23 protein-coding genes and 4 tRNA genes are annotated in these 25141 nt (G+C 44.5%); 22 read left to right on the top strand and 5 right to left on the bottom strand.

All coding sequences use genetic code 11. From position 1 onward, the window contains the following. Positions 1-37: 37 nt before the first annotated feature. Complete coding sequence (locus FS373_RS22245) at positions 38-370, top strand: DUF3392 domain-containing protein (RefSeq protein ID WP_144044879.1); 333 nt, start codon at positions 38-40, stop codon at positions 368-370. A 133-nt stretch (positions 371-503) separates the two neighbouring features. On the opposite strand, the gene FS373_RS22250 is transcribed toward FS373_RS22245, so the two are convergent. The 5 genes from FS373_RS22250 to rsgA all read right to left on the bottom strand — a co-directional run bounded on the left by FS373_RS22250 (position 504) and on the right by rsgA (position 7448). Then, on the bottom strand, positions 504-1196 hold the full coding sequence (locus FS373_RS22250) for a glycerophosphodiester phosphodiesterase (protein WP_144044880.1): 693 nt from the start codon (positions 1194-1196) through the stop codon (positions 504-506). Next, entirely contained in the window at positions 1196-4396 is a 3201-nt protein-coding gene (locus FS373_RS22255) for a mechanosensitive ion channel domain-containing protein (RefSeq protein ID WP_152830643.1), read from the bottom strand. Before FS373_RS22255 ends, FS373_RS22250 begins: the two co-directional genes overlap by 1 nt. A 182-nt stretch (positions 4397-4578) precedes the next feature. Next, complete coding sequence (locus tag FS373_RS22260; protein ID WP_152830644.1) at positions 4579-5454, bottom strand: DMT family transporter; 876 nt, start codon at positions 5452-5454, stop codon at positions 4579-4581. 40 nt (positions 5455-5494) lie between these two features. Beyond that, complete coding sequence (gene asd / locus FS373_RS22265) at positions 5495-6358, bottom strand: archaetidylserine decarboxylase (protein ID WP_322619552.1); 864 nt, start codon at positions 6356-6358, stop codon at positions 5495-5497. 34 nt (positions 6359-6392) lie between these two features. After that, positions 6393-7448: a small ribosomal subunit biogenesis GTPase RsgA gene (rsgA, locus tag FS373_RS22270; protein WP_144044882.1), complete on the bottom strand. Its 1056-nt coding sequence runs from the start codon at positions 7446-7448 to the stop codon at positions 6393-6395. 112 nt (positions 7449-7560) lie between these two features. On the opposite strand from rsgA, the gene orn reads away from it, so the two are divergent. From orn to FS373_RS22375, 21 genes are all read left to right on the top strand, one after another. Next, entirely contained in the window at positions 7561-8106 is a 546-nt protein-coding gene (orn, locus tag FS373_RS22275) for an oligoribonuclease (protein WP_144044883.1), read from the top strand. A gap of 103 nt (positions 8107-8209) precedes the next feature. Beyond that, positions 8210-8285 (top strand) — tRNA-Gly (locus tag FS373_RS22280). 252 nt (positions 8286-8537) lie between these two features. Then, a tRNA-Gly gene (locus tag FS373_RS22285) sits at positions 8538-8613 on the top strand. Positions 8614-8774: 161 nt separating this feature from the next. Then, positions 8775-8850: transfer RNA gene (locus FS373_RS22290), tRNA-Gly, on the top strand. A 161-nt stretch (positions 8851-9011) separates the two neighbouring features. Further along, positions 9012-9087: transfer RNA gene (locus FS373_RS22295), tRNA-Gly, on the top strand. A gap of 330 nt (positions 9088-9417) precedes the next feature. Further along, positions 9418-9873, top strand: a complete 456-nt coding sequence (locus FS373_RS22300) for a hypothetical protein (protein ID WP_144044884.1) — start codon at positions 9418-9420, stop codon at positions 9871-9873. 317 nt (positions 9874-10190) lie between these two features. Beyond that, the gene (locus tag FS373_RS22305) at positions 10191-11690 is read left to right on the top strand and encodes an NAD(P)H-hydrate dehydratase (protein ID WP_144044885.1); all 1500 of its coding nucleotides are present in this window, start codon (positions 10191-10193) and stop codon (positions 11688-11690) included. 102 nt (positions 11691-11792) lie between these two features. Continuing rightward, on the top strand, positions 11793-12251 hold the full coding sequence (gene tsaE / locus FS373_RS22310) for a tRNA (adenosine(37)-N6)-threonylcarbamoyltransferase complex ATPase subunit type 1 TsaE (RefSeq protein ID WP_144044886.1): 459 nt from the start codon (positions 11793-11795) through the stop codon (positions 12249-12251). Between the two features lie 2 nt (positions 12252-12253). Then, on the top strand, positions 12254-13576 hold the full coding sequence (locus FS373_RS22315; RefSeq protein WP_144044887.1) for an N-acetylmuramoyl-L-alanine amidase: 1323 nt from the start codon (positions 12254-12256) through the stop codon (positions 13574-13576). A 50-nt stretch (positions 13577-13626) separates the two neighbouring features. Further along, positions 13627-15492, top strand: a complete 1866-nt coding sequence (gene mutL / locus FS373_RS22320; protein WP_144044888.1) for a DNA mismatch repair endonuclease MutL — start codon at positions 13627-13629, stop codon at positions 15490-15492. A gap of 51 nt (positions 15493-15543) precedes the next feature. Then, a complete protein-coding gene (miaA, locus tag FS373_RS22325) occupies positions 15544-16470 on the top strand; it encodes a tRNA (adenosine(37)-N6)-dimethylallyltransferase MiaA (protein ID WP_144044889.1) in 927 nt (308 codons plus the stop codon). Positions 16471-16564: 94 nt separating this feature from the next. After that, the gene (gene hfq / locus FS373_RS22330; RefSeq protein WP_144044890.1) at positions 16565-16843 is read left to right on the top strand and encodes an RNA chaperone Hfq; all 279 of its coding nucleotides are present in this window, start codon (positions 16565-16567) and stop codon (positions 16841-16843) included. Positions 16844-16862: 19 nt separating this feature from the next. Next, entirely contained in the window at positions 16863-18161 is a 1299-nt protein-coding gene (gene hflX / locus FS373_RS22335; RefSeq protein WP_144044891.1) for a ribosome rescue GTPase HflX, read from the top strand. 41 nt (positions 18162-18202) lie between these two features. Then, positions 18203-19345 carry an FtsH protease activity modulator HflK gene (hflK, locus tag FS373_RS22340; RefSeq protein ID WP_144044892.1) on the top strand — a complete coding sequence of 381 codons (1143 nt, stop codon included), beginning with the start codon at positions 18203-18205 and terminating at the stop codon, positions 19343-19345. A 2-nt stretch (positions 19346-19347) separates the two neighbouring features. After that, positions 19348-20226, top strand: a complete 879-nt coding sequence (hflC, locus tag FS373_RS22345; protein ID WP_144044893.1) for a protease modulator HflC — start codon at positions 19348-19350, stop codon at positions 20224-20226. 325 nt (positions 20227-20551) lie between these two features. Continuing rightward, positions 20552-21142, top strand: a complete 591-nt coding sequence (gene petA, locus FS373_RS22350) for a ubiquinol-cytochrome c reductase iron-sulfur subunit (protein ID WP_144044894.1) — start codon at positions 20552-20554, stop codon at positions 21140-21142. Further along, positions 21142-22356, top strand: coding sequence for a cytochrome b (locus FS373_RS22355; protein WP_152830645.1), 1215 nt, complete (start codon positions 21142-21144; stop codon positions 22354-22356). Before petA ends, FS373_RS22355 begins: the two co-directional genes overlap by 1 nt. Beyond that, the gene (locus FS373_RS22360) at positions 22356-23054 is read left to right on the top strand and encodes a cytochrome c1 (protein WP_144044896.1); all 699 of its coding nucleotides are present in this window, start codon (positions 22356-22358) and stop codon (positions 23052-23054) included. Before FS373_RS22355 ends, FS373_RS22360 begins: the two co-directional genes overlap by 1 nt. Positions 23055-23161: 107 nt before the next feature. Then, positions 23162-23791 carry a stringent starvation protein SspA gene (gene sspA / locus FS373_RS22365; RefSeq protein ID WP_144044897.1) on the top strand — a complete coding sequence of 210 codons (630 nt, stop codon included), beginning with the start codon at positions 23162-23164 and terminating at the stop codon, positions 23789-23791. Next, on the top strand, positions 23791-24309 hold the full coding sequence (locus tag FS373_RS22370; protein WP_152830646.1) for a ClpXP protease specificity-enhancing factor: 519 nt from the start codon (positions 23791-23793) through the stop codon (positions 24307-24309). The genes sspA and FS373_RS22370 overlap by 1 nt, the downstream gene beginning before the upstream one ends. A gap of 106 nt (positions 24310-24415) precedes the next feature. Further along, positions 24416-25006 carry an anthranilate synthase component II gene (locus FS373_RS22375; protein ID WP_144044899.1) on the top strand — a complete coding sequence of 197 codons (591 nt, stop codon included), beginning with the start codon at positions 24416-24418 and terminating at the stop codon, positions 25004-25006. Positions 25007-25141: the final 135 nt, after the last annotated feature.

Here is a 25141-nt window from a genome sequence, read left to right on the forward strand (position 1 = left end):
GAATGATTCTGTCTATGGACCAATTAAGGACCCGAGTGTGGAACATATTATTTCAGTATTTCATCAAGTTGGGTCTTTGCTCTATCCTTGGCTCAATGAGATTTCAACAGCCATTATTGCTTGCTTCTTGATTGTGTTTGGCGCTGATATTAATCGGCTGTTAAGCCGGAAGTTGATCGGACGATCATTTGTATTACGTACGTTAGTCTTTGTTTTGATCAATGCATTTGGTTATGGGCTGTTAATTGTGACTGCTAGTCCCATTCTTGCTAACAAAATGGCTCAAGTGTCGGCCCATTGGTTGTTATTTCTCATCATCGGCTTCTTTATATTTATTGGTATTTGGGCTCAGCGACATAGGAAAATTTAGCCGAGTTTACATATAGTTTAGGTTGCGAGTGAGTTTTTGCGCGACAAATTCCGTTTTCATTGTGAGCATCAAGTTAGTGGTACTGGGACTCATTTCCAGTCGAGGTTTAACTAAGACCCTGGTTATATCAGGCTTAAGCTTGCAGAGCCTTCATGGCTCTATCCGGGAAGTTAGTAAATATGCCATCTACCCCCATTTTCTGTAACTGAGTCATATCCGATTCATTATCGACTGTGTATACAAAGACTTTTAGCCCACGTGACTGAGCTTGTGTCACACAGTCTTGAGTGAGGAAACTGAGACTCAGATGAAGTGAGTATGCATCGAGCCGGCTGGTTGTTTCCTGACTATTCAAAGCAACACCTTCGAATAAAGGTGCCAGCAGAGCTTGAGGAAAACGCTGGCGGAATGTTGCCAGGAACCCGTGGTGAAAGGATGAAATAATTAGCTTGTCTGTGGAGAAATTTAATTGATTGATTAGCTTAGGGTAAGTATCGATAAATATCTCTAAGCAGTTCATTCCTTTGAGTTCTATGTTAACCAGGCAGTTATGCTGGTTTAGATAGCTCATCACCTGCCAAAGAGTGGGGATAGGTTCACCGTCGACTCTGAGGGAGTCGAGATAACTGCGACTCACCTCTTCTATTAAGCCTGTGCCATTGCTCTTGTTATCTAAGCGACGGTCGTGGAAAACATAGAGTTCACCTTCAACATTATGAATATCGAACTCGATGGCACGCGCGCCTAATTCGATCGCTTTTTTCATGGCCGCCAGAGTATTTTCCGGCGCGTATCCACTGGCACCTCTATGGGCAAAAATAATCATTAGCTTCTGATGACTCCCTGAGCTTCTTTACTCTGAGTGTTATTGATATGTACTTCCAGTTGTGGATATGCGAGTTCCAGTTGGTTTTCTTGAAGTTTCTTACTGATGGCTTTATGTAATTTATGACGAAGAGGCCAACGGGTATTCATATCTTTGGCATAGGCTCTGACTTCATAGTCTTGGGTGTGTTTACCAAATCCCGCAAACCAGACTTCAGGCTCAGGGCTTTCTAATGCATCATCACATCCTTTTACAGCTTGATATAGAGCCGCTTCGACCCTAGCGGGATCAGAGTCTCTCGCGACAGAAACATAGACGATAACGCGTGTGATAGGGTCTGAGAGGGACCAGTTGATGAGTTGTTCGGTAATAAACGCCTTGTTGGGGATGATGATCTCTTTCCTATCCCAGTCAATGATGGTCGTTGCACGGATTTGAATTTTACTCACGGTACCCGTGAGATCCCGTATGGTCACTGTGTCACCAATTCTCACCGGCTTTTCGAATAAGATGATCAAGCCTGAGATGAAGTTAGCAAAGATCTCTTGTAATCCAAAACCTAGTCCCAGAGAGAGTGCAGCTACTAGCCACTGTAACTTGGACCATTCCATACCTAAAGTTGAAAAGCCACTCAAGATACCGAAAAACACGACTAGATAGCGACTCATTGTGGTGATGGCAAAGCCGGTTCCCTGACTCAAATCGAGTCGCTGCAATATGGTGAGCTCGAGTAAACCGGGGAGGTTAGTGGCTATCATCAGTGAGAAGCCGACTATGACCAGCCCGAGTAGTAATGATTTTAAGGTAATAGGGAGCTGTTGCTCGATGCCGTTAACCAGAGAGTTGCTGGTCCAGAGAGTCACGCCATCGAGTAATGAGAATAATGCGGTGTGGGTCTGAGTCCAGAGGCCGATTAAACTTGCTAAGAAAGCCAGTAGTAATAGTGAACGCACCAGTCCCAGAGATTGGCTGGATATGGTTTCCAGATCGACAACTGGCTCTTCATAGGTGTCGAGGGGGTCGGTATTGCTTTGTGGATCTTCATCTCGCTCACGTTGAAGCAATATCTCTGCGCGTCTGGCTTTGGCACGATCGAAGGCGATGCGTCTTCTTTCGATGAGCATCCAACGTTTTATCAGTTGATAGAGCAACATGAAGCCTAAAGATATTAACAGGGAAAGTTGCAGTTGTAGTAGTACCTGAAATGCCGTGTAGTAATAACCTCTAAAAGCTAGGATGGCACAGACCGGAGGGACGAGTAGCAGCACCGACCATAGAAATCTTTGGAGTAATTTTTTATTTTTGTCATCTTGGTGCTGATGCTTATTTTTCTTAGATAAGGATAAGATATCTTTATAGAATCCAAACAGGAAAAGACTGAAAATAATGAAGGCGCCACGGCCAATGCTATTTCTCAGTACTGAATTATCGATAAATTCGGTAAATCCCATGATCCAAAAGAAAGGTATCGCCATGATTATGAAGGTTTTAAACCTGAGTTGACCTTGCCTGATTATTTCTTTTTCACCTTTAAAATGACCTATGAGCAGGCCTCGATTCAGTGCGAGAAGATAGGTGAAACGGTAGAGTAGGTAGAGTAAACCTATGACTAACACCCCCATGCCGATTGCCGCGGTTAGGTTCAGACTGGATAAGAGTAAGATGGCACCGGCGGCAATCACTGGCAGTGGTTTAATCACGCAGTAGAGTAGAGAGTTAATCAGGGCCCTGAAGGTGTAGCTGAACAGATCTTGGGTAACATTACCGACAAATGTGATGTCATTGGCCATGGCTGATTTGAACTTAGGTGTTAACAGATCTTGGGCGACTAAACAGAGCACAAACAAGATAATCCACCAAGACCAGTATTCACTCTGTTCATCGAAGGAAACAGAGATGTCAGGCCAAAAAGTTTGGCCCATAAGCCACTTCACACTCTGAAAAAGATCTGTGACCCATAATTTATCGATGGAGTTAGCATTTGGTACCCAAAATAGGTGTTCATTGAGGATACTTTTTAGGGCGATATTCTGTTGGGTTAACTGTTCATATATCACTCTTAAATCTGTGAGCTCACTCAAATAAAGATCTTGGCTCAGCAAGAGTTGCGTGAGCAGGTCATTTTGCGAGGTGAGCAGTCTCATTTGAATCTTAGTTAAAGGCTCATTGGCTAGCTGCTGCTGGTTATTTATCGTGAGCTCTTGCTCTAGTTGATATCTTTCCAGCCTAGCCTGGGCTATTTTTGTTTGTAGTTTATCCTGATTCGGTGGGGCGGGTAGAGATTGCAGCATCTGCAGGAAGCGCTCGCCGAATGCAGAATTTAATTTGATCAGGCCTACCTGTTGTTGGATGTTAGTCAGCTGTTTTGCTTGAACTTGATAGAGGTTTTCGGCAGCTTCTTGTGCGAGAACGGCTCGATTGGTGTCCTTAGTGAGGATTGTTAACTTGTTGGCATAACCTAGGTTTCGCTGACTCAGTTGTTGAGTCAGGGGGGACTGCTCGGCTGAAGTCTCAAAAAGGCTCTTCGCTATAGTGGCATCTGTCTTCTTTTGCCTCTGTTTAGCAGTGGCCTTATTGATCTCTTCGATCAGGCTTTCTTGTTGCGATAGTTGCTGCCTGACCAGCAACATCTGTTGTTGATTGAGGTTGATGCGTTTTTGGCTGCTCGCCTGCTCTGCTTCTAATGTCGCCAAGATTTGAATATAGAGCTGACGCTGTGCCCTAAGCAGCATATCTTGATTGCCGTCAGAGTTATCTATTTGATTTTTTTTATGTTGATTCAGAGATTGTCGAGCAGATGCAATATCAGATGGTAGTTGATTATGCTGCTTGATTAAGTCTGTCACCTTTGTATTGAGTTCAGCTTCTATCTCTTTGAGCTCAGACAGTCTTAAATAGGCGAGGGAAGCCTGCTGAGTGGGATCATTAGTCTTGGACCAAGGGAGAGGTGATTTAGCCTCTTGCAGTTGCCGCTCCAGGCTGAGCTTATGTCCTTGATAGTTATTGACCAGCTTAAGGTGATTTTTTTCTATTAAAACTTGTTCTTCAATACTGTGCTGGATATATGCCAGCTTTTGTTCGGCCGTTAAAGTGGCCGAAGCAGGTTGAGTGAGTCCTAGGCGCTTATTGAGTTCGAGTGGCGAACTTGCGGCTGCACTGAAACCGGTGAATGCCATGAGAAGCAGAAAAATAGTGCGCATAGTTGGAAACATATTCGGATGCAGGTTAGAGAAAGAGTCGGAGATATCTTATCAATAAAAGTGGCTAAATATAGCTTCTTTTTTTTGCATTTTTTTTCAATTTATATCAGAAAATAGAAATATAAATCAAAATCATCATGGTAAGTACCGAACTTCTCACTGACCAGTTAAGAAAAGGAGAGTTACCTGGATGTTTTTTGATGCTTTTGAGTCTCAAAAATGGCGGTTGCGACGACCAATAAACCACCTATTGTTGTCTTGATATCTAGCTGTTCACCTAAGAATAGCAGAGCTAAAACAGCACCATAGAAAGGTTGCAGGCAAGAGACTAAGCTTACAGTTTTGGCACTAAGGTGACGCAAGGCTGCTGTAAAAAGTGCGTGGGGAGCAGCGGTGAATATCACTCCGAGTAATAGTATCAGCCACCAAGTATTTTGTTCTACTTGACTGAACTCTATTGTCTGCCAAGGAGCGAGGAAAAAGACGGCTACACCTGTTTGATAAAACATAGCATGGGGACCAGAATAGGCTGAAAAATATCTCTTATGTAGCAGGTTGCGAGCGGTAAAAAACGCAGCAGATAAGATTCCCAGCGCTATGCCCATAGTAATATCATTACCCAGGTTGGCTTCGGGGATCAGTAGTATGACTCCAAGTAGCACGGCGAGCCCACTAACAATATCACCTCGTTGAATTCGATTACCTGTGAAGATGGGCTCAATTAAGACTGTCATCACGGGGTAAGTGAAGAAGGCTATCATACCTATAGCGACGGAAGAGAGCTGCATAGAGGCAAAATAAGTGACCCAATGTAGGCTTACGACAATGCCTAGGCCCAGGGCGATGAAATAATCTCTAGTGGAGTTGAGTGATAAGTTTTTTTTGCTGACTTTGACTATGCAGGCTAAGACAAAAGCGGCGACTACGCAGCGCAACAGAGTGATATTTAACGCACTGAGTGGAATAAGTTTTGAGAAGAGTGCCGTGCCACCAAATAGCAGCACAGCGAGATGTAACTCTAATAAACCTGATTGTTTATTACTAGCCGTCTGGTTCATTACAACTCCGTATACTGACCAAAAGCTATTTTAGATCAGATTAATCCTCTATTTTTGCGAAAGTCTGACCCATGCGGGTCACGGCTTTTGGCACGACACCGTCGGCAAATTCATCTAAAGCATCTTTAGCGAACAGCATGACAACGGTACTGCCTAGCTTGAACCTTCCCATTTCGGCACCTTTTTCAAGGGTTAATGCCTCTGGCCCCTCGGTCGGGTAATCCCAGGTAAATACTTTTTTACCTCCGGGGGGGGTAATTGTACCTGCCCAGACGGTTTCTATGCTTGCGACTATGGTTGCACCGACTAATACCATGGCAATGGGACCTATTTCGGTCTCAAAAATGGCCACAACACGTTCGTTTCGGGCGAATAGCCCGGGAACATTTGCTGCGGTTAATGGATTGACGGAAAACAACTCACCGGGAACATAAGTCATCTTTGACAAGGTGCCTTTCACTGGCATATGAATTCGGTGATAGTCTTTTGGTGCTAAGTAGATGGTAGCGAAATCACCATCTTCGAAACGTTTGGCATCATCGGCTTGATCACCAAGTAGTGCAAGTGATGAATATTCATGTCCTTTGGCTTGAAATATTTGTCCGTCATTAATAGGACCGCATTGGCTTATCGCGCCATCTACTGGTTGGACAATATAATTTTGATCTTGTGAAAGCGGACGTATACCAGGCTTGAGGGCTCGAGTGAAAAACGCATTAAACGTCTTATAAGCTTCAGGTTCGCTCTGTGCGGCTTCGCTCATATCGATCTTGTATTGCTTAATAAACCATTTTATTCCAGCGGTCGTTACCGAACCTAATTCAGCCGCTGCCAGTTTACCCACCAGGCGAGAGACTAAATGTTTAGGCATGATATATTGCAATGCAATTTTTACTTTATCCACGTGTACTTCCCTTCAAAATATTGCGATTACCCTGTTATTCATCACTGGCTCTAAACTGTCTGGCATGGCGCATTTCATTTAAGCTGGCGATAATTTTATGATAATTGTTGTATCGATCTTCTGCGATTTTGCCATCATGAAATGCTTCGGTGATGGCACAACCAGGATCATTTTTGTGTTTACAGTCTCTGAATTTACAAGTGCCTAGATATTCCCGGAACTCGATAAAACACTCACCCACTCTTTCGGCTGGTAAGTGCCATAGCGCAAATTCTCGAACTCCCGGAGAATCAATCAGATCGCCTCCGCTAGCAAAATGCATTAACTTGGCTGTCGTGGTCGTGTGTTGTCCCAGGCCTGAATTTTGAGAAACATCACCAATTGCTAGCTCGGCATCAGGCATCATAGCGTTAATGATTGATGACTTACCTACACCTGATTGGCCGACAAAAATACTGACTTTTTCATTCAATAAGGCTTTTATGTCATCGACGCCTTGGCCGGTATGACTGCTTATTTGGTAGACTTGATAGCCTATATCTTGATAACGCTTGAGTGCAGCCTCTACTTCAGGGCGATCTTCGTCGGTGAGGAGATCGATCTTATTGAGGACGATTATCGGTGAAATGCCAGTGTCTTCTGCTGCAACTAAATAACGGTCGATTATTTGAGTCGTAAAACTTGGGACAATCGAAGAGACAATCAAGATTTGATCGATATTAGCCGCAATGATCTTGATGCCGTCATAAAGATCTGGCCGCGAAAGCAGCGAATGACGAGGGTGGACGGCTTCGACCACGCCGGCTATCGTGGTCGACATTTCTACAGCCAAACGCACGATCACTTTGTCACCAGTGACCAGACTTTGAATATTACGGCGAATATTACACCGCACAACTTGTCCTGATTCGGTTTCTACATCGGCATGTTGGCCGAAACGAGATATAACAGTTCCGAGCTGTTCTGGCTCAAGTGAACTATCCTGTAATTCAGGGGCATTGCTACCTGAATCTTTCCGTTGTAGCCTTTTCTCTTGATTGGCTCGCATACGGCGTCTTTGACCCTGACTTAGGGGTTTCTTTTTACTCACAGTTTTGTCATCGTAAATAAGGTGATTTTGTGTAGCTTAAAAAAGCAGTATGATACACGGTCTTAAACAAAAAAGCCTGAATTTAGGCAAACAGGAAGAATAAGGCAGATCTATGGTTGCAGATGCAAACAATCTCATTTGGGTAGATTTAGAGATGACTGGGTTAGATCCAGAGACCGATAGGGTCATAGAGATCGCAACAATAGTGACAGATAAAGAGTTAAATATTCTTGCTGAAGGGCCTGTTATTGCGATTCATCAGACTGATGAACAGCTCGCTATAATGGACGATTGGAACCAAAAGCATCATGGGGAGTCAGGATTAGTCAAGCGAGTGCGCAGCAGTCAATATAGTGAAGACGATGCCATTGCCATGACGATAGAGTTTATTTCTCAATATGTTCCTCAAGGCACATCACCTATGTGTGGTAACAGCATAGGTCAAGATCGACGTTTTATGAACCGGTACATGCCAAAGCTAGAAGATTACTTTCACTATCGTAATATAGATGTAAGTACTATCAAGGAGCTAACCAGGCGTTGGAAGCCAGAGCTTATGGATGGGTTTACTAAGCAGGGAACCCATAAGGCACTCGTGGATATCCAGGAGTCTATTGCCGAATTGCAGTATTATCGCGCAAAAGTATTCAAAATTTGACCAAACAGACATTTATTTTCAAGAAGGGGTTGCAGCAATATGAAATTCTCATATAATGCGGCCTCAACTTTTGCTGACAAGTAAGTTAGTAAATAGTATGAATGCGACATTAGCTCAGTTGGTAGAGCGATACCTTGCCAAGGTATAGGTCATCGGTTCGAACCCGATATGTCGCTCCAAATTTAAAAGATTGAAAGCGGCATTCGCTCAGTTGATTACTTGAAAGAGTTGATACCTTTTTTTGCCAAGGTATAGGTCATCGGTTCGAATCCACTCTTTATGTGAAGAATGGTCGCTCCAATTTAAAAACGTTTTGGATACGCCAAATATTCGAGACTAAAAATTTTAAGCGACATTAGCTCAGTTGTTAAAGGCAGAAAGACGATACTTTTAGTGATGTTTACAGTTGAAGTTGTTCGAAAGAAAGATTTGCGACATTAGCTCAGTTGGTAGAGCGATACCTTGCCAAGGTATAGGTCATCGGTTCGAACCCGATATGTCGCTCCAATTTAAAAGATTATGCGACATTAGCTCAGTTGACTCTTTTGTTTAGAGCAAAAGGGCGATACCTTACCAAGGTATCGGTCATCGGTTGTTTGTTTCGAACTCGATATGTCGTTTCAATCTAGATTTAAAGATTTACCAAGGTCTTTAAGAAAAAGTTTTAAGCGACATTAGCTCAGTTGGTAGAGCGATACCTTGCCAAGGTATAGGTCATCGGTTCGAACCCGATATGTCGCTCCAATTTAAAAGATTGAAAGCTGCATTCGCTCAGTTGATTACTTGAAAGAGTTGATACTTTTTTTTGCCAAGGTATAGGTCATCGGTTGTTTTTTTCGAACCTGATATATCGTTTCAATCTCGATTGAAAGATTTACCAAAATCTTTCAATAAGAAAGTTTTAAGCGACATTAGCTCAGTTGGTAGAGCGATACCTTGCCAAGGTATAGGTCATCGGTTCGAACCCGATATGTCGCTCCAATTTCCTTCTTACTAAAAACTCCAGTCTCAACATTCCTATTATCTCAGCTTCAATATCTCTGTATTAGAATTCTCAAAACACAAAGTGTACTAACCTTCATTATTCGTTCATAGCTCTCCACAGATCTCATTCCCCTGCTATTTCATGCCTATATCACCTTCTTGCCATTTGCGTGATGAATAGCGAAATTCTTTAACTATTCCTAATGTAGCCAGCCCGGATGTAACAAACTTAGAGCTTGTTCAAGTATTCCATTAGTGTTTGTCCCCATAATGGCTGCAGTAAAAAATTACTTTAGCCAACTTTTGGCAAGATTTTGGAGTGCAAACATGCGATTTCAACAACTAAGTGAACTATTAAGTTATGTTGCTACTTGCCGAGTAGAGATGGCGAAACTCTATAGCAGACTGCAAACCGAGGCGGACTCTACAAGAGTGAAAATGATGCTTGAATATTTCCAGCAGCATCAGAGAGGGGTATCACAGAAGCTGGAAAACTATATTGATTCAGCACCTAAAAAAGTACTGGATACCTGGTATAAAGACATTGTTTTTGAAGATTTTATAAAGAGATGTCACGACACCGTCTTGACAGCAAATATGTCTGAAGAAGATATCTTAGATTTGCACCTGAAATTAGACAATCTATTGATCGATCTTCTGCAGGTAACCGCCGAGCATTCCTCCTCTGTGGATATCGCTGGAACGTTAAATGAGCTTGTGCGTGTCGAGAGAATTCAACAGCAAAGACTGGTTCATAGCAGTATACGTATGGATGACATCTAATATCAATAGGTATTAGACGGCTAAGCTATTTGATAAAGGTGCCTGAGGGTGCCTTTATTGCTTCTCGATAACTTAAGACATATCTTTTATTACTGTCATCAGTTTCCTCTGCAGTTACCTCTTCATTTTGTCATTCATTACATTGTTCTACTCTCCATTCTACTCTCTATTCTTGTTCTCCATTTCTTGTGCCAGATCAAATCATGGTTAAATAGGCACAAGGATGACTGAATCTATTGACGAGTTTAGGTTCTAACTCTACTAATCTTACTTTATATCAATATGATGTACTCATTCACCCTCGAGGAAGATTCGTCATGTTAGAAAATGCTTCGGTACTCCCTTGTGAACTGTATAAGGCTTCACAAATAAGAGAGGCTGAGCTGGGTCTGGTTAGTAGTGGCCTCGCTAGTTATATAGATTTAGTCGAATCAGCTGGCGAGGCGGCCTATCGACAGCTAGTCAAAAGGAAAAACAGTACAACCCCTGTCTTGGTGCTTGCTGGTTACGGTAATAATGGTGCCGATGCCTTCGTCTGTGCGAGATACTTGTTAGAAGCAGGTTTCGATGTCTCCTTGATGGCAGTGTCTAGACCTGTTAATCCCAAAGAGGCTAAGGTGATCGCTGCTGAGTTTATCCATGCTCGTGATGGTTTTAAGGCTGAAGCTGGAGTCATAGAGACTCCAAATATAGAGAAAATAGTGGCGGCGGAAGTCATCATAGATGGTTTATTAGGCCTAGGGTTGAAGGGAGAGCCTAGAGACCCATTTCGAGATATCATTGCTGCGATCAATTGCAGTAAAGCTTGGGTCTTTAGTTTGGATGTACCATCGGGTCTAAATGCCGATACAGGCAGTGGTCTCTGCTCTGTTCAAGCGAATATGACCCTGACCTTTGGCGGTTTGAAGCAAGGCTTGCTGACTGGGCATGCCAGACAATGTGTCGGCGAGTTGGTCTTTGCAGAGCTTGGACTCTTGCCCTATTTGCCAGGATCTAAGGTGACTCGTGTTTCGAGTGATCTCTTCGCCGACATGCTCTCCCCCAGAGCAAGAGATACACATAAAGGTCTTTCGGGGAAAGTCACTGTTATTGGTGGTGATAAGGGCATGGCAGGAGCTATTAGACTGGCGGCAGAAGCTTGCTTAAGAGCGGGTACCGGGTTAGTCACTGTGTTATCAAGGCCTGAGCATCAGCACACGATCAATGCCGGCCGACCGGAATTGATGTTTTGGGGATGTGAGCTAGTCGATATGGAAGTTTATTTCAGACTGGGATGGGCGAACACATTACTCATAGGGCCAGGTTTAGGGAAGCTGGCATGGGGCTATAACCTACTTAAGGCGGTGGGATTGAGTGATAAACCATGCGTACTGGATGCTGATGCCCTTAACTTGCTGAGTGAGGAGCCTTGTAATAATGATAACTGGGTACTGACTCCCCATAGTGGAGAAGCGGCCCGATTACTGGGAATCACTACTGCTGAAGTTGAGCGGGATAGGTTTGCTGCGGTTGAAAATATACAGCAACGATACGGTGGCATTGTTGTCCTAAAAGGTCCAGGAACCTTAGTATATGATGGAAAAGAATGTGTTGTGGCTCCTGTGGGTAACCCTGGTTTAGCGAGCGGAGGTTGTGGGGATGTGCTGTCAGGTATAATTGCTGCATTGATTTCTCAGGGTTTTAGCCTATTCGATGCAGCCATAATGGGGGTTGTGGTTCATGGTGAGGCAGCTGACCGAGCGGCTATTGCAGGAGAGCGTGGTATGCTCGCGAGTGACTTGATGCCCCATATTCGCCCTCTGGTTAATCATCTTTAATTAATGAATTGTCGCTATGTTAGTGAAACCTGTTTAGCTGATAAGCAATTTGGTATAAAGTAGCGGGTTCGAAACAGCTATAAAAAGGGTAAAGTTAATACAATGGCATCGGTTAAAGTTTTTCTAGATAATGAGCAAGATACAGTGGAGCTGGGTAAGCGATTAGCGCACGTCATTACCCCGCCTTTAACACTGAATTTATCGGGTGAACTTGGTGCAGGGAAAACGACTTTAAGCCGAGGCTTGATTCAGGCATTGGGTCATGAAGGAGCGGTAAAGAGCCCAACTTACGCCCTGGTTGAACCCTACGAGTTAGGTGATATTGAGCTATTTCATTTCGATCTATACAGGTTGAGCGATCCCGAAGAGCTTGAATATATGGGTATCAGAGATTATTTCACCGATAAGAGTATATGTCTCGTTGAGTGGCCTGATAGGGGGCATGGATTAATGCCTGTAGCCGATATCAGTATTGCAATTAAATATGTGGGTACTAGCCGAGAAGTTGAAATAACTTCAGGATCAACCAAAGGGCAAGTATTGCTAAGTAAACTTAAATAATAATGATAAAAATCGAAAATCTTCTCAAAGCTATACTTGTGATGCTGACACTAAGTACCTCTTTTGTTGTCCATAGTGCCAACAAGCTAGATGGTGTGCGTATCTGGGCCGCTCCAGAGTCGACTCGAGTCGTTTTCGATCTCACTCATGCACCTAAATATACGCATTTCAATCTGACTAGTCCTTATCGACTCGTCGTCGATCTCAAGGGAACCACGACCTCATTAAATCTCAGCAAATTGGCTAATAACAGTAAATTGGTTAAGAGGGTGAGGATAAGTAAACCGCCTTCTAAGGGGACCTTACGTCTAGTTATCGATCTGGTAAAACCGGTAAAAGCGAACCTATTTTCGCTGCCGCCAACGGCTCCCTATGGAAATCGCTTAGTGGTAGACCTGGATGACAGTCGTTCTTCTGTCACTGTGAGTCAGCCGAGTAAACCGACCCAGAAGCTGAGAGACGTCGTTGTCGCCATAGATGCGGGTCATGGGGGAGACGATCCTGGCTCTATCGGACCATCGGGGATCTATGAGAAAAAAGTGGTACTGGAAATTGCTAAGAAAGTAGCGGCTAAAATCAACGCAACACCGGGCATGAGAGCCGTCATGACTCGCACTGGTGATTACTTTGTGAATCTAAATAAGCGCTCTGAAATTGCCAGAAATAGTAAAGCGGATCTTCTGATTTCAATTCATGCCGACGCATTTACCTCGCCACAACCTAGGGGCGCATCGGTTTGGGTCTTGTCTATGAGGCGTGCGAATAGTGAAATCGGTCGCTGGCTAGAGCATAAAGAGAAGCATTCAGAGCTCTTGGGTGGTGCCGGTGAGATTATCCAAAATACCGATAATGAACAATATTTGGCTATGACCTTGCTGGATATGTCTATGGATAGATCTATGGCTATTAGCCATAACATAGCCGACGATGTACTTGTTAACTTAGGTAAAGTGACCAAACTGCATAAGCACAAGCCTGAATCGGCAAGTTTTGCAGTACTAAAATCACCCGATATCCCTTCCATTTTGGTTGAAACTGGCTTTATCTCTAATCACAAAGAAGAGAGATTGTTGTCTCAAAGACAGCATCAGAATAATATTGCCAATGCGGTACACAAGGGTGTTGTCAAGTATTTCGAGAATAATCCGCCGGTTAATTCTTTGATGGCAAGTAAAGGTTCGCGAAAGCATAATGTTCGCAAGGGTGAATCCCTGTCTGTTATTGCTCACAGGTATCAAGTGTCAGTTACTAGCATTAAGAAAGCCAATAATCTAAAGTCTAACAACATTCGAATCGGTCAAAAGTTAGTTATTCCAAGAGCTTAATTTATCTTAAGTGATCTTGTGAGTTCCCCCTGTTTTGAGAGCTAAAAATTATGACTATTCAGATATTGCCACCTCAGTTAGCTAACCAAATTGCGGCGGGTGAAGTTGTCGAAAGACCGGCTTCAGTCATCAAGGAGTTAGTTGAAAATAGCTTAGATGCTGGTGCGACCCGAGTCGATATAGAGATCGAGAAGGGCGGCAGTAAACTGATTAAAATTCATGATGATGGTTCGGGGATCCCGAAAGAAGAGCTGAGCTTGGCTCTGTCCAGACACGCCACCTCTAAGCTCAGCACCTTAGACGATCTCGATGCTATCTTAAGTTTTGGCTTCCGCGGTGAAGCGTTAGCGAGTATCAGCTCTGTTTCCAGATTAACTTTGACCTCACGCACGGCTGAGCAGAGTGAAGCTTGGCAGGCTTATGCCGAAGGCTCTGATATGGCCGTTAAGGTGATCCCTGCGGCCCACCCAGTAGGTTCAACTGTAGAGGCCGTGGATCTGTTTTTTAATACTCCAGCCAGAAGACGTTTTCTTAAAAGCGACAAGACCGAATTTACTCACATCGATGAGTGGCTTAAACGCATTGCTTTGGTGAGAGGAGACATACATTTCACGTTAAAAAACAATGGCAAGGTAGTGAGAAACTATCGACCGGCAAAAACCTCAGATCAATATCTTCAACGCTTAGCTCAGATTAGTGGTAAGAAGTTTGCGCAGCAGGCACTAGAGGTCAAGTGCGAACATGAAGGTTTGAATTTGTCAGGCTATATTCAGTCGCCCTACTTCGAGGGCCCGGCCAGTGACACCCAATACTTCTATGTGAACGGCAGACTGGTTCGTGACAGACTCGTCAATCATGCTGTTAGACAAGCCTTCGCCGAGCATGTTACCGGAGCTCAGGCTAGCTATGTGCTGATGCTCGAACTCGATCCTCATCAAGTCGATGTCAATGTGCATCCGGCTAAACATGAAGTGAGGTTTCATCAGAGCCGCTATGTCCATGATTATATTTTACAGGCACTGCAATCGGCACTCTCACAAGTCGGCAACCCCGTCTTTTCTGCAGAAGAACAGGGCAACCTAGAGGTTTTCCCAAGCTCTTATCAAGCAGGCGTGCAGGAATCTCAGAGAGTCAACGAACCAGATGGCCGCAAGGTCAGCACTACAGCTCATCTTCCTTTGGATAAAGGGCCAAGTACAAGCCCTGTGGGTTCTCAGCATGAGTATTCGATTGCATCGTCTTCATCCTACTCTGGAAGCAAAAGTGGCTTAAGGCCAAGTTCTACTGCACGCCCACAAGCTGAGTTACCTTCGGCTGCGGCTATCGCTTCTTATGGGGCCTTATTGACCACTCCTGTGGTTCCATCCTTAGGGCGTAGTGAGCTTGCTAATGAGCAGCAAGCCATGCCACCAGTATTGGACGCTAGATATTGGGTGTTAACCCAAGGGGATAAACTCACATTATTATCGATAGAAGCAATTGCCTCCAGACTCTTACAAATAAGCATATTCGCTAAGCTCGATGGCGGCTTGATCAGTCAGCCGCTGCTGATGCCAGTCTCAATACCTATGGATGATGACTGGAAGGAGACGATTGAGCACAGAGAGTTAGTGTTAAGAAAGATAGGAATTGAGCTAACAATTCGCCTAGGGCAGTTGATAATAAAGAAAGTGCCCCCATATTTAAGACAGAGTCAGTTGGTCAGTGTGATCCCCGAGCTATTACAGTGGTTTCGTTTTGAAGAGCCAGGCCAGGAGGCGTTGGCAAGCTGGATTGCCAAGCATTGCGAAATAAATTTCGAGTCTCCGGCTCAAATCTGGCAAGACTTGATGTTAGCGGAACAGAGCCTGAGAGAGGAGTTGATGACGGACGTCATTAGCTTACCCTGGCAAGTTTGGTTGGAAAAAGGGCACTGATTTACTGAGTCTATTTTTTGTTAGGTACTGGAACGTTGGAAGTATATACGAGTGAGTGAAGCGAGTTTACCGAAAATTATTACTCTGATGGGCCCCACAGCCTCAGGGAAAACGGCGTTAGCGATTGAGCTGGTCAAAGAGCACAATTGTGAAATCATCTCCGTCGATTCGGCTCTTATCTATCGTGGCATGGATATAGGCAGCGCTAAACCGACGGCAGAAGAACTCGCGGTAGCGCCGCACAGGTTGATCGATATACGCGACCCTTTGCAGAGTTACTCTGCGGCGGATTTTAGAACCGATGCGCTTAGAGAGATTGCCGATATTGTAAAGTCCGGTAAAACGCCCTTGCTTGTAGGGGGCACCATGCTTTATTTTAAGGCTCTGCTAGAGGGATTATCACCCCTACCGGCAGCCGACGAAGTTATAAGGGCTGAGATCGCCGCTGAAGCACAGACCCATGGGTGGCAACATCTGCATGATGAGTTAACGCGAGTCGATTCGGTTTCGGCCGAGCGTATTCATCCTAATGATCCTCAACGATTATCCAGGGCGTTAGAGGTATTTAGGATCAGTGGTAAAAGTTTAACGCAGCTGACGCAAATTAAGTCTCCTCCTCTGCCATATGAGGTTATTCAATTTGCAATTTCACCGAAAGATCGAAAAGTGTTACATCTTTCTATAGAAGAAAGATTCAAATTGATGTTAAATCAAGGTTTCGTTGAAGAAGTTCGTACGCTTAGGCAGCGAAATGATCTGCATTTAGCGCTTCCCTCAATGAGATGTGTAGGCTATAGGCAGTGCTGGCAGTACCTTGATGGTGACTATGACTATAATACTATGGTCGATAAGGGGGTAATTGCTACTAGGCAATTAGCTAAGCGTCAATTAACATGGTTAAGAGGATGGTCTGAGTTAAATTGGCTGGAAACTGGGTTAGATTCAAATCTAACGAGTGTATTGCGACATTGTCGCTAGCTAATTCATCCTCGCTATATAATACTAAATCTAAACAAGAAAGTTATGTTGTATTAGTTTTACTACTTATTTTTAATAAAAAGGAAATTATAAAATGGCAAAGGGGCAATCTTTACAAGACCCATTTTTGAACGCACTTCGCCGTGAGCGCGTTCCTGTATCAATTTATCTTGTTAATGGTATTAAATTACAAGGACAAGTTGAGTCATTTGACCAATTTGTTATCTTGCTTAAAAACACGGTTAGCCAAATGGTATATAAGCATGCTATTTCTACAGTTGTGCCAGCGCGTCCATTCACTGTAAGCACCCATCACGCGACACCAACTCAAGCCGCTGGCTTTAATGGTCAGCAAGATGAGGCGAGCGAGTAGTTGTTGAGGAGTATGCTTTTTGTTTGATCGTTATGAGGCGGGTGAAAATGCCATTTTGGTACATATCGACTTTGCCGATGAAGACCGTAGGGAAGACTTAGTCGAACTACAATTATTAGTCGATTCGGCAGGTGCTCAGCAAGTCGGTTTGATCACTGCGAGCCGTCGTTCACCGGACCGAAAATTCTTCCTTGGTTCGGGGAAGGCTGATGAGCTCGCTGCTTTGGTCGCAGCGACAGAAGCGAATGTGGTGATTTTTAATCATGCATTGAGTCCTGCTCAAGAGAGAAATATTGAGATGATTTGCCAATGTAGGGTCTTGGACCGTACAGCACTTATCTTAGATATCTTTGCCCAGAGAGCACGCACCTATGAAGGCAAGTTGCAGGTGGAGCTAGCGCAGTTACGCCATATGTCGACTCGTCTAATACGGGGTTGGACTCATCTGGAGCGCCAGAAAGGTGGTATTGGCATGAGAGGACCTGGGGAGACCCAGCTCGAGACTGATAGACGTCTACTCCGTGGCAGAATGAGCACCATCAACAAGCGTCTGGCGAAGGTAGATAAACAGAGAGAACAGAGTCGAAGGGCAAGGCGTCGCAGTGAGCAGCCTACGGTTTCATTAGTCGGTTATACTAATGCGGGTAAATCAACTCTGTTCAACTCGCTTACAGTTTCAGAGGTATATGCTGCAGATCAACTGTTTGCCACCTTAGATCCTACCTTGAGAAAGTTAGAGCTACCGGATGGCGCGATTGTCTTGGCCGATACCGTAGGTTTTATTCGTCACTTGCCTCATGATTTAGTGGCGGCGTTTAAGTCGACGTTACAAGAAACCCGCGAAGCGGATCTGTTACTTCATATTGTCGATTGTCATGATGAGAATATGGGGGATAACTTTGAGCAAGTTCAGTTGGTGCTCAAAGAGATAGGTGCCGATGAAATTCCTCAGCTGATTGTCTGTAATAAGATCGATCTGTTAGAGGATGTCAACCCAAGGATAGATTATAACGACGAAGGTGTACCCACCAGAGTCTGGGTTTCGGCGCAGCAACAAAAAGGCTTAGATCAGCTTAGAGAGGCCATCAACGACATCGTTGGTAGGGCTACTTTGGAGCTGACTTTGCGGATCCCGGCAACAGCCGGGCATTATCTTGGTCAGTTTTACCGACTTGACGCGATACAGCAGAAAGAGTTTGATGATCTGGGGGACTGTATCTTATCTGTTCGTTTATTGGAGGCCGATTGGCTCCGATTAGTGAAGCAGAGCCAAGGGGACTTAGAGGACTTTATTGTCGAAGACTCGGCGGTAGAGTAATTTTTTAATCTCGTTTAATTCATACACCTATGGAGTGATAAATGGCTTGGAACGAGCCCGGTAACAAGGGAAATAAAGACCCTTGGGGAAATAAAAGTGGTAACGATAAGGGACCACCAGATCTAGATGAAGTTTTTCGTAATCTTTCGAAGCGTTTCGGCGGTGGTAAAGGGAATGGTAAGGGGCCTGTTTTTAGTTCATTCGCCCTTATTATTGTCTTAGGCATAGCCGTTGTCGTATGGGGCCTTTCTGGTTTCTATACGGTAAAAGAAGCCGAGAAAGGTGTCGCACTTAGATTTGGTGAGTACATAGGTGAGGTCGATCCTGGTCTTCAATGGAAAGCGACGTTTATCGATGAAGTGTTCCCTGTCAACGTGAATACTGTTCGTTCAATTCCTGCCTCTGGTAGCATGTTGACGACAGATGAAAACGTGGTTTTGGTTGAGCTTGACGTTCAATACCGAGTGACCAGCGCATATAATTTCTTGTTCAGTGCAGTCGATGCGAATGAGAGCTTACGTGAGGCGACGGACAGTGCGCTGCGTTATGTTGTTGGCCATAATAGTATGGATGATATCTTGACCACAGGCCGAGACAAGATCCGTCGTGATACCTGGGAAGAAGTAGAGCGTATTATCGAGCCTTACAAGTTAGGTATTACCATTGTCGATGTGAACTTCCTGCCTGCTCGCCCGCCTGAAGAAGTTAAAGCTTCTTTCGATGATGCGATTTCGGCACAAGAAGATGAGCAAAGGTTCATTCGTGAAGCTGAGGCATATGCCCGTGCTATCGAGCCTAAGGCTCGTGGCCAAGTTCAGCGCATGGAGCAGCAAGCTAAAGCCTATAAAGAACGTGAAGTCTTAGAGGCTAGAGGTAAAGTGGCTAGATTCAGCCTCTTGTTACCTGAGTATAAGGCTGCGCCCGATGTGACACGTGAGCGTTTGTACTTAGACGCTATGCAAATCGTATTGAGCGGCACCAGTAAGGTGCTAGTTGACTCTAAGAATAGCAACAACATGATGTATCTTCCTTTAGATAAGTTGATGCAGAAGAGCCAGTCGAATACTAAGCCTAGAAGTATAAACTCTAGTTCTACTACGAGTTCTTCTTATAGCTCTTCGGCTCAAACTAATGTTCCGTTGGATACACGCCCGACTCGTGGCGAACGTCAGGGGAGGAATTAATCATGGGTAGACTAATAGCGGTTATTGCTGCCGTGCTAGTGGCTGTATTCTTGTCGTCAATTTTAGTGGTTAACGAAGGTGAACGAGCGATCGTTTCACGTTTCGGTAAGATCCTAAAGGATGATGGGATCACTCGTATCTACGCGCCTGGTTTGCACATCAAGATACCTATGATCGATAAGATCAAATTTCTTGATTCACGTATCCAGACTATGGATGGTGCAGCAGACAGATTCGTGACTTCAGAGAAGAAAGATCTTATGGTCGATTCCTATGTGAAGTGGCGTATTAAGGACTTCGAGAAATACTACTTGTCGACTAACGGTGGCATCAAGGCTAACGCCGAGTCGTTACTACAGCGTAAGATCAATAACGACCTTCGCACCGAGTTCGGCCGTCGCACGATTAAGGAGATTGTTTCCGGAAGTCGTGATGAGCTACAACAAGATGCATTGAGAAATGCATCTGAGAGTGCGGCAGACTTAGGCATCGAAGTGGTTGATGTGCGAGTCAAGCAGATTAACTTGCCGGCTAATGTGAGTTCGAGTATCTATCAACGTATGCGTGCAGAACGTACAGCGGTAGCGAAAGAGCACAGAGCACAAGGCATGGAACAGTCTGAGATCATCAAGGCTAAGACAGATGCTTCGGTCACTATCATGTTAGCCGAGGCTCAACGTAAAGCGCTTGAAGTTCGAGGCGAAGGCGATGCGACTGCGGCTAAGATATACGCAGATGCATTTAGCCAAGATCCTGAGTTTTATAGCTTCTTGCGTAGCTTAGAGGCTTATAAGGTCAGTTTCGAAGGTGGTTCGAATGTCATGGTGCTTGAGCCTGACAGTGATTTCTTCAAATATATGAAGAGCCCTTTAGGCAAATAAGTCTATTTGGATGAAAATCCCGGCGTATGCCGGGTTTTTTTTACTTTAAACTTCCAAGTCACTAATTTAGCATCCTATGTTATTTATTTATTTCACTTATCTGTGCATATATGATCTTTAATTCCATAACTAGATGACTATTTAATGCGCTGGAAAGGCTATTTTCCTAACATAGTTAACTTTGTTATTCGATTTACTATGATCTGCTTCTGATTTTTGGCTATAATGAGCCCCGCCTCAAGTTTCGTTTTTGAGTTTTGGGGTAAACCCCCAACTTTAAAAATAATTTAAAACAAAAATTCCAACACTCTCTGGAGATAAGTGGATGAGCAATGCGCCAGTCGATACCGGACGTCGCAGATTTCTGACCGCAGCAACCGCCGTAGTAGGTGGTGTAGGTGCCGTCGCTGTAGCGGTTCCTTTTATAAAGTCATGGAATCCGAGTGCCAAAGCGAAAGCTGCAGGTGCACCGGTTGAAGTAAACATCAGTAAAGTAGAGCCAGGTCAGTTAATCCGTGTCGAATGGCGTGGAAAGCCTGTCTGGGTTGTACGTCGTACTAAAGAGATTTTAACAAATCTTGCCACACTCGACAGTCAACTCCGCGATCCAGCATCGGCAGAAGAACAACAGCCTTCTTATGCTAAAAATGCGGTTCGTTCGATCAATCCGGAGTATTTTATCGCGGTGGGACTATGTACTCACTTAGGTTGTTCTCCTACCTATTTACCGGATACGTTCAGTGAGCAAGTTGAAGGCGTTCCTTCAGGCTTCTATTGCCCGTGTCATGGTTCTAAGTTTGATTTGGCTGGTCGCGTCTTCCAAGGTGTACCAGCACCGTTGAACTTAGTTGTTCCACCACATCAGTATATCGATGAAGGCAATGTCATCATCGGTGTCGATCAAGGGGCAGCGTAATGATTAAGAATCTAGTTGATTGGATCGATGCTCGCATCCCGATGACGGCGACTTATAACCGTCATGTGGGTCAATATGCGACGCCAACAAACTTTAACTTTTGGTACTTCTTCGGCTCACTTGCCATGCTAGTTCTGGTTAACCAGTTACTGACAGGTATCTGGCTGACAATGAACTATGTGCCAACAGCAGAAGGCGCATTCGCGTCAATCGAATACATAATGCGTGATGTCGAGTATGGTTGGTTGCTGCGCTATATGCACTCCACCGGCGCCTCGGCATTCTTCGTGGTGATCTATCTGCATATGTTCCGTGGTCTTATTTACGGATCTTACCAGAAGCCAAGAGAACTACTTTGGTTATTCGGTATGCTTATCTTCCTCGTGCTGATGGCCGAAGCTTTCATGGGCTATCTGCTGCCATGGGGACAGATGTCATACTGGGGCGCTCAGGTTATTATCTCATTGTTCGGTGCCATCCCCTTTATTGGTGATGACCTGACACTCTGGATACGTGGTGACTTCGTTGTCTCCGGCGCGACTCTGAACCGCTTCTTCGCGCTGCATGTTATTGCACTGCCTTTGGTCTTAGTTGTCTTGGTGTTCCTGCACTTGATTGCCTTGCACGAAGTGGGTTCAAATAACCCGGATGGTATCGAGATCAAGAAGAATAAGGATGAAAATGGATGGCCTGTCGATGGTATCCCATTCCACCCTTACTACACAGTCAAAGACATTTTTGGCACCGCTGGCTTCCTGATTGTCTTCTGTTATGTGCTCTTCTTTATGCCTGAAGGTGGCGGTTACTTCCTCGAAGGACCAAACTTCGAAGCGGCTAACTCGATGAAGACCCCAGAGCATATTGCACCGGTTTGGTATTTCACGCCTTTCTACGCGATATTACGTGCGATTCCCGATAAGCTGATCGGTGTAATGGGCATGGGACTAGCGATTGCTGTACTGTTTGTACTGCCTTGGTTAGATCGTTGTAAGGTTAAGTCTGTTCGTTACCGTAGCCTGACACATAAGCTGAACTTAGCTCAGTTTGCGATTTCATTCGTCATCCTTGGTTATTTAGGTGCTGTTCCGGCGACGCCTGAGCTAACGATTGCTGCGCGTATCTTTACTCTGACTTACTTCGGCTTCTTCTTCTTCCTTTGGCTCTACAGTAAGAACGAGAAGACTAAACCTGTACCAGAGAGGTTGACTCACTAATGAAAAAATTACTTATTGCATTAGTTGCCTTAGTACCCACATTGGCATTTGCTTCGGGTTCGTCGGTCCATCTAGAGAGTGCTAACATAGATCTCAATGACACAGAGTCATTACAACGTGGTCTTGATTTGTTCCAGCACAACTGTGCGGGTTGTCATAGCACTCAATATCAGAGATACAGCCGAGTAGCCGATGATTTAGGTATTTCTCTCGACGACATGCGTACAAAATACATGTTCGATAAAGATGCTAAGCCTGGCGACCTGATGGAAAATTCGATTCCAGAAGATGCTGCGGCTAAGTGGTTTGGTGCAACGCCACCAGATCTCACCTTGGTCGCCCGTGTTCGTGGTGAAGATTGGATCTACACTTACCTTAAAGGTTTCTATAAAGATGAGAATCGTCCATTTGGCGTGAACAATATCGTGTTCCCGTCGGTGGGTATGCCTCATGTGCTTGAGCATCTGCAAGGCATCCCGGTTAAGCAAGATGATGGTACGCTAGTTGCGACTGGTGGATCTCTGAATGCCGAAGAATATGACCAAGTGGTTCGTGATATCACCGGCTTCCTGGTTTACTCTGGCGACCCGGTAAAACTTGAGCGTGAAAGCTTAGGTTTATGGGTGATGGGCTTCCTGTTTATCTTCTTCGTGTTAGCTTACTTGTTGAAGAAAGAATACTGGAGAGATGTACACTAACCCCTTTAAAGGTTAGAATGTATCATCCGCATATTGTAAACGGGGGGCATTGCCCCTCGTTTGCTTTCTGTTTTTTGCTTTTGACATCAAATTCCCGGAGGGTATCAATGGCTGTTGCTGCCAATAAACGCTCAATCATGACCCTGTATTCAGGTGCTGACGATCTTTATAGTCACCAAGTTCGTATCGTCTTGGCTGAGAAAGGAGTCACCGTCGATGTACTGGAGGCGGACCCAAGTGAGATGCCTGAAGATCTGATCGAGCTAAACCCATACAATACAGTTCCTACTCTGGTCGATCGTGAATTAATACTTTATAACTCACGTATCATCATGGAGTACTTGGACGAGCGTTTCCCGCATCCACCACTTATGCCTGTATACCCGGTTTCGCGTGGCCAGACTCGTTTGATGATGCACCGCATCGAAAATGATTGGTATTCGCTGGTTGAGCGAATCCGAAGTGGCGATCGTGCCGATGCGGCTCGTAAAGAGTTGCAGGAAAGCTTAACTGCAATTGCACCGATATTTACCGAGATGCCTTACTTTATGGCTGAAGAGTTCGGCCTAGCCGACTGTTATTTGGGGCCATTATTATGGCGCCTACCTGTACTGGGAATCGAATTAGATAACCGTGCGGCTAAAGAAGTAAAAGCCTATATGACACGTCTATTCGATCGTGAATCATTTAAAGCTTCTCTTACTGAGACCGAGCGCGAAATGCGCATGGGTATCTAATGAAGCCTATGACACCAAATCGCCCATACTTGTTGCAAGCATATTATGATTGGTTGATGGATAATGATCTTACCCCACATGTCGTCGTTGACGCTTATGTGCCGGGGACTCAGGTTCCACAACAATATGTGAAAGATGGTCAGATTGTGCTCAATATCACATCGACCGCTGTAGGTAACCTACAGATAGGTCACGATTTTATTGAGTTTAATGCTCGCTTTGGTGGTGTTCCTCAGCAGGTTGTCTTGCCTATGGCTGCGATTGTAGCAATATATGCGAGAGAGAATGGTGCCGGAACAGTCTTCGATATGGAAGATGCTTATCAAGTCGAGGCTGAGTCTGAAGAAGCTGGTTTATCTGTGGTGAAGCCTGAACAAGCCCCATTAACAGATACAAAGAGTGAGTTATCGTCTGTCGAGTCTTCACTAGGTGATACTCCAGCAGCTGACTCTCCTTCTGATAAGACGTCGCCAGATCCAGAGCCTAAGCGTCGAGGTCATCTGACACTTGTTAAGTAATACTTACATGTGAATCACTAAAGCCAGTCATATGACTGGCTTTTTTATTATTTGTGGCTGTGATAGCATCTGCCGCCGGCTTTAATTGTTAGGAAAAACTTGTTCCATGTTGTTGATGATCGATAACTACGATTCTTTTACTTTTAACTTAGTGCAGTACTTTCAGCAACTAGGTCAAGAGATCTTGGTTAAGCGTAACGATGAGATCACCTTGGAAGAGATAGAGGCTTTAAATCCTTCATATTTGGTTATCTCTCCCGGACCGTGCACACCGAATGAGGCTGGGATATCTCTTGCTGCTATCGAGTATTTCTCGGGGAAACTGCCGATATTAGGTGTTTGTCTTGGCCATCAGGCTATCGCTCAGGTATTCGGTGCCAAGGTTATTCGGGCTCAGCGAGTCATGCACGGTAAGACAAGTCTGATTAACCATACAAATACTCGTCTATTTTCCTCCCTGAACGACCCCTTGACTGTGACACGTTATCACTCATTGATTGTTGAAACTATACCCGCAGATTTCATCTTAGATGCCTGGTTCGATGATCCTGTGCATGGAAGAGAGATCATGGCCATGAGTCATAAAAGCCTGCCTATATTAGGTGTTCAGTTTCACCCTGAATCTGTACTCACTCAGCAGGGACTTGAGCTATTACAGAATTTTCTCGATCTAGGTACTCAAACCAGAACTTGCTAGCCTTGATGGTTTTCCTGCCTTTATTACTTTCTTTGCAGATTCATGAATCCTAAAACTTGTTAGCTTGTTACAAGTTTTCTAAAAAACACTAACTAATCCTTATCCCTTTTGTGATATAAATATTTGCAAAATAAT

The sequence above is a fragment of the Shewanella sp. YLB-07 genome (assembly GCF_009377275.1).

Coding starts and splice junctions, on each gene's coding strand:
- hflK (WP_144044892.1), top strand. CDS start 18,203: ATGGCTTGGAACGAGCCCGGTAACAAGGGAAATAAAGACCCTTGGGGA.
- FS373_RS22255 (WP_152830643.1), bottom strand. CDS start 4,396: ATGCGCACTATTTTTCTGCTTCTCATGGCATTCACCGGTTTCAGTGCA.
- FS373_RS22315 (WP_144044887.1), top strand. CDS start 12,254: ATGATAAAAATCGAAAATCTTCTCAAAGCTATACTTGTGATGCTGACA.
- hfq (WP_144044890.1), top strand. CDS start 16,565: ATGGCAAAGGGGCAATCTTTACAAGACCCATTTTTGAACGCACTTCGC.
- FS373_RS22360 (WP_144044896.1), top strand. CDS start 22,356: ATGAAAAAATTACTTATTGCATTAGTTGCCTTAGTACCCACATTGGCA.
- FS373_RS22305 (WP_144044885.1), top strand. CDS start 10,191: ATGTTAGAAAATGCTTCGGTACTCCCTTGTGAACTGTATAAGGCTTCA.
- orn (WP_144044883.1), top strand. CDS start 7,561: ATGGTTGCAGATGCAAACAATCTCATTTGGGTAGATTTAGAGATGACT.
- FS373_RS22375 (WP_144044899.1), top strand. CDS start 24,416: ATGTTGTTGATGATCGATAACTACGATTCTTTTACTTTTAACTTAGTG.
- petA (WP_144044894.1), top strand. CDS start 20,552: ATGAGCAATGCGCCAGTCGATACCGGACGTCGCAGATTTCTGACCGCA.
- FS373_RS22300 (WP_144044884.1), top strand. CDS start 9,418: ATGCGATTTCAACAACTAAGTGAACTATTAAGTTATGTTGCTACTTGC.
- FS373_RS22260 (WP_152830644.1), bottom strand. CDS start 5,454: ATGAACCAGACGGCTAGTAATAAACAATCAGGTTTATTAGAGTTACAT.
- tsaE (WP_144044886.1), top strand. CDS start 11,793: ATGGCATCGGTTAAAGTTTTTCTAGATAATGAGCAAGATACAGTGGAG.
- FS373_RS22355 (WP_152830645.1), top strand. CDS start 21,142: ATGATTAAGAATCTAGTTGATTGGATCGATGCTCGCATCCCGATGACG.
- sspA (WP_144044897.1), top strand. CDS start 23,162: ATGGCTGTTGCTGCCAATAAACGCTCAATCATGACCCTGTATTCAGGT.
- mutL (WP_144044888.1), top strand. CDS start 13,627: ATGACTATTCAGATATTGCCACCTCAGTTAGCTAACCAAATTGCGGCG.
- FS373_RS22250 (WP_144044880.1), bottom strand. CDS start 1,196: ATGATTATTTTTGCCCATAGAGGTGCCAGTGGATACGCGCCGGAAAAT.
- hflC (WP_144044893.1), top strand. CDS start 19,348: ATGGGTAGACTAATAGCGGTTATTGCTGCCGTGCTAGTGGCTGTATTC.
- FS373_RS22370 (WP_152830646.1), top strand. CDS start 23,791: ATGAAGCCTATGACACCAAATCGCCCATACTTGTTGCAAGCATATTAT.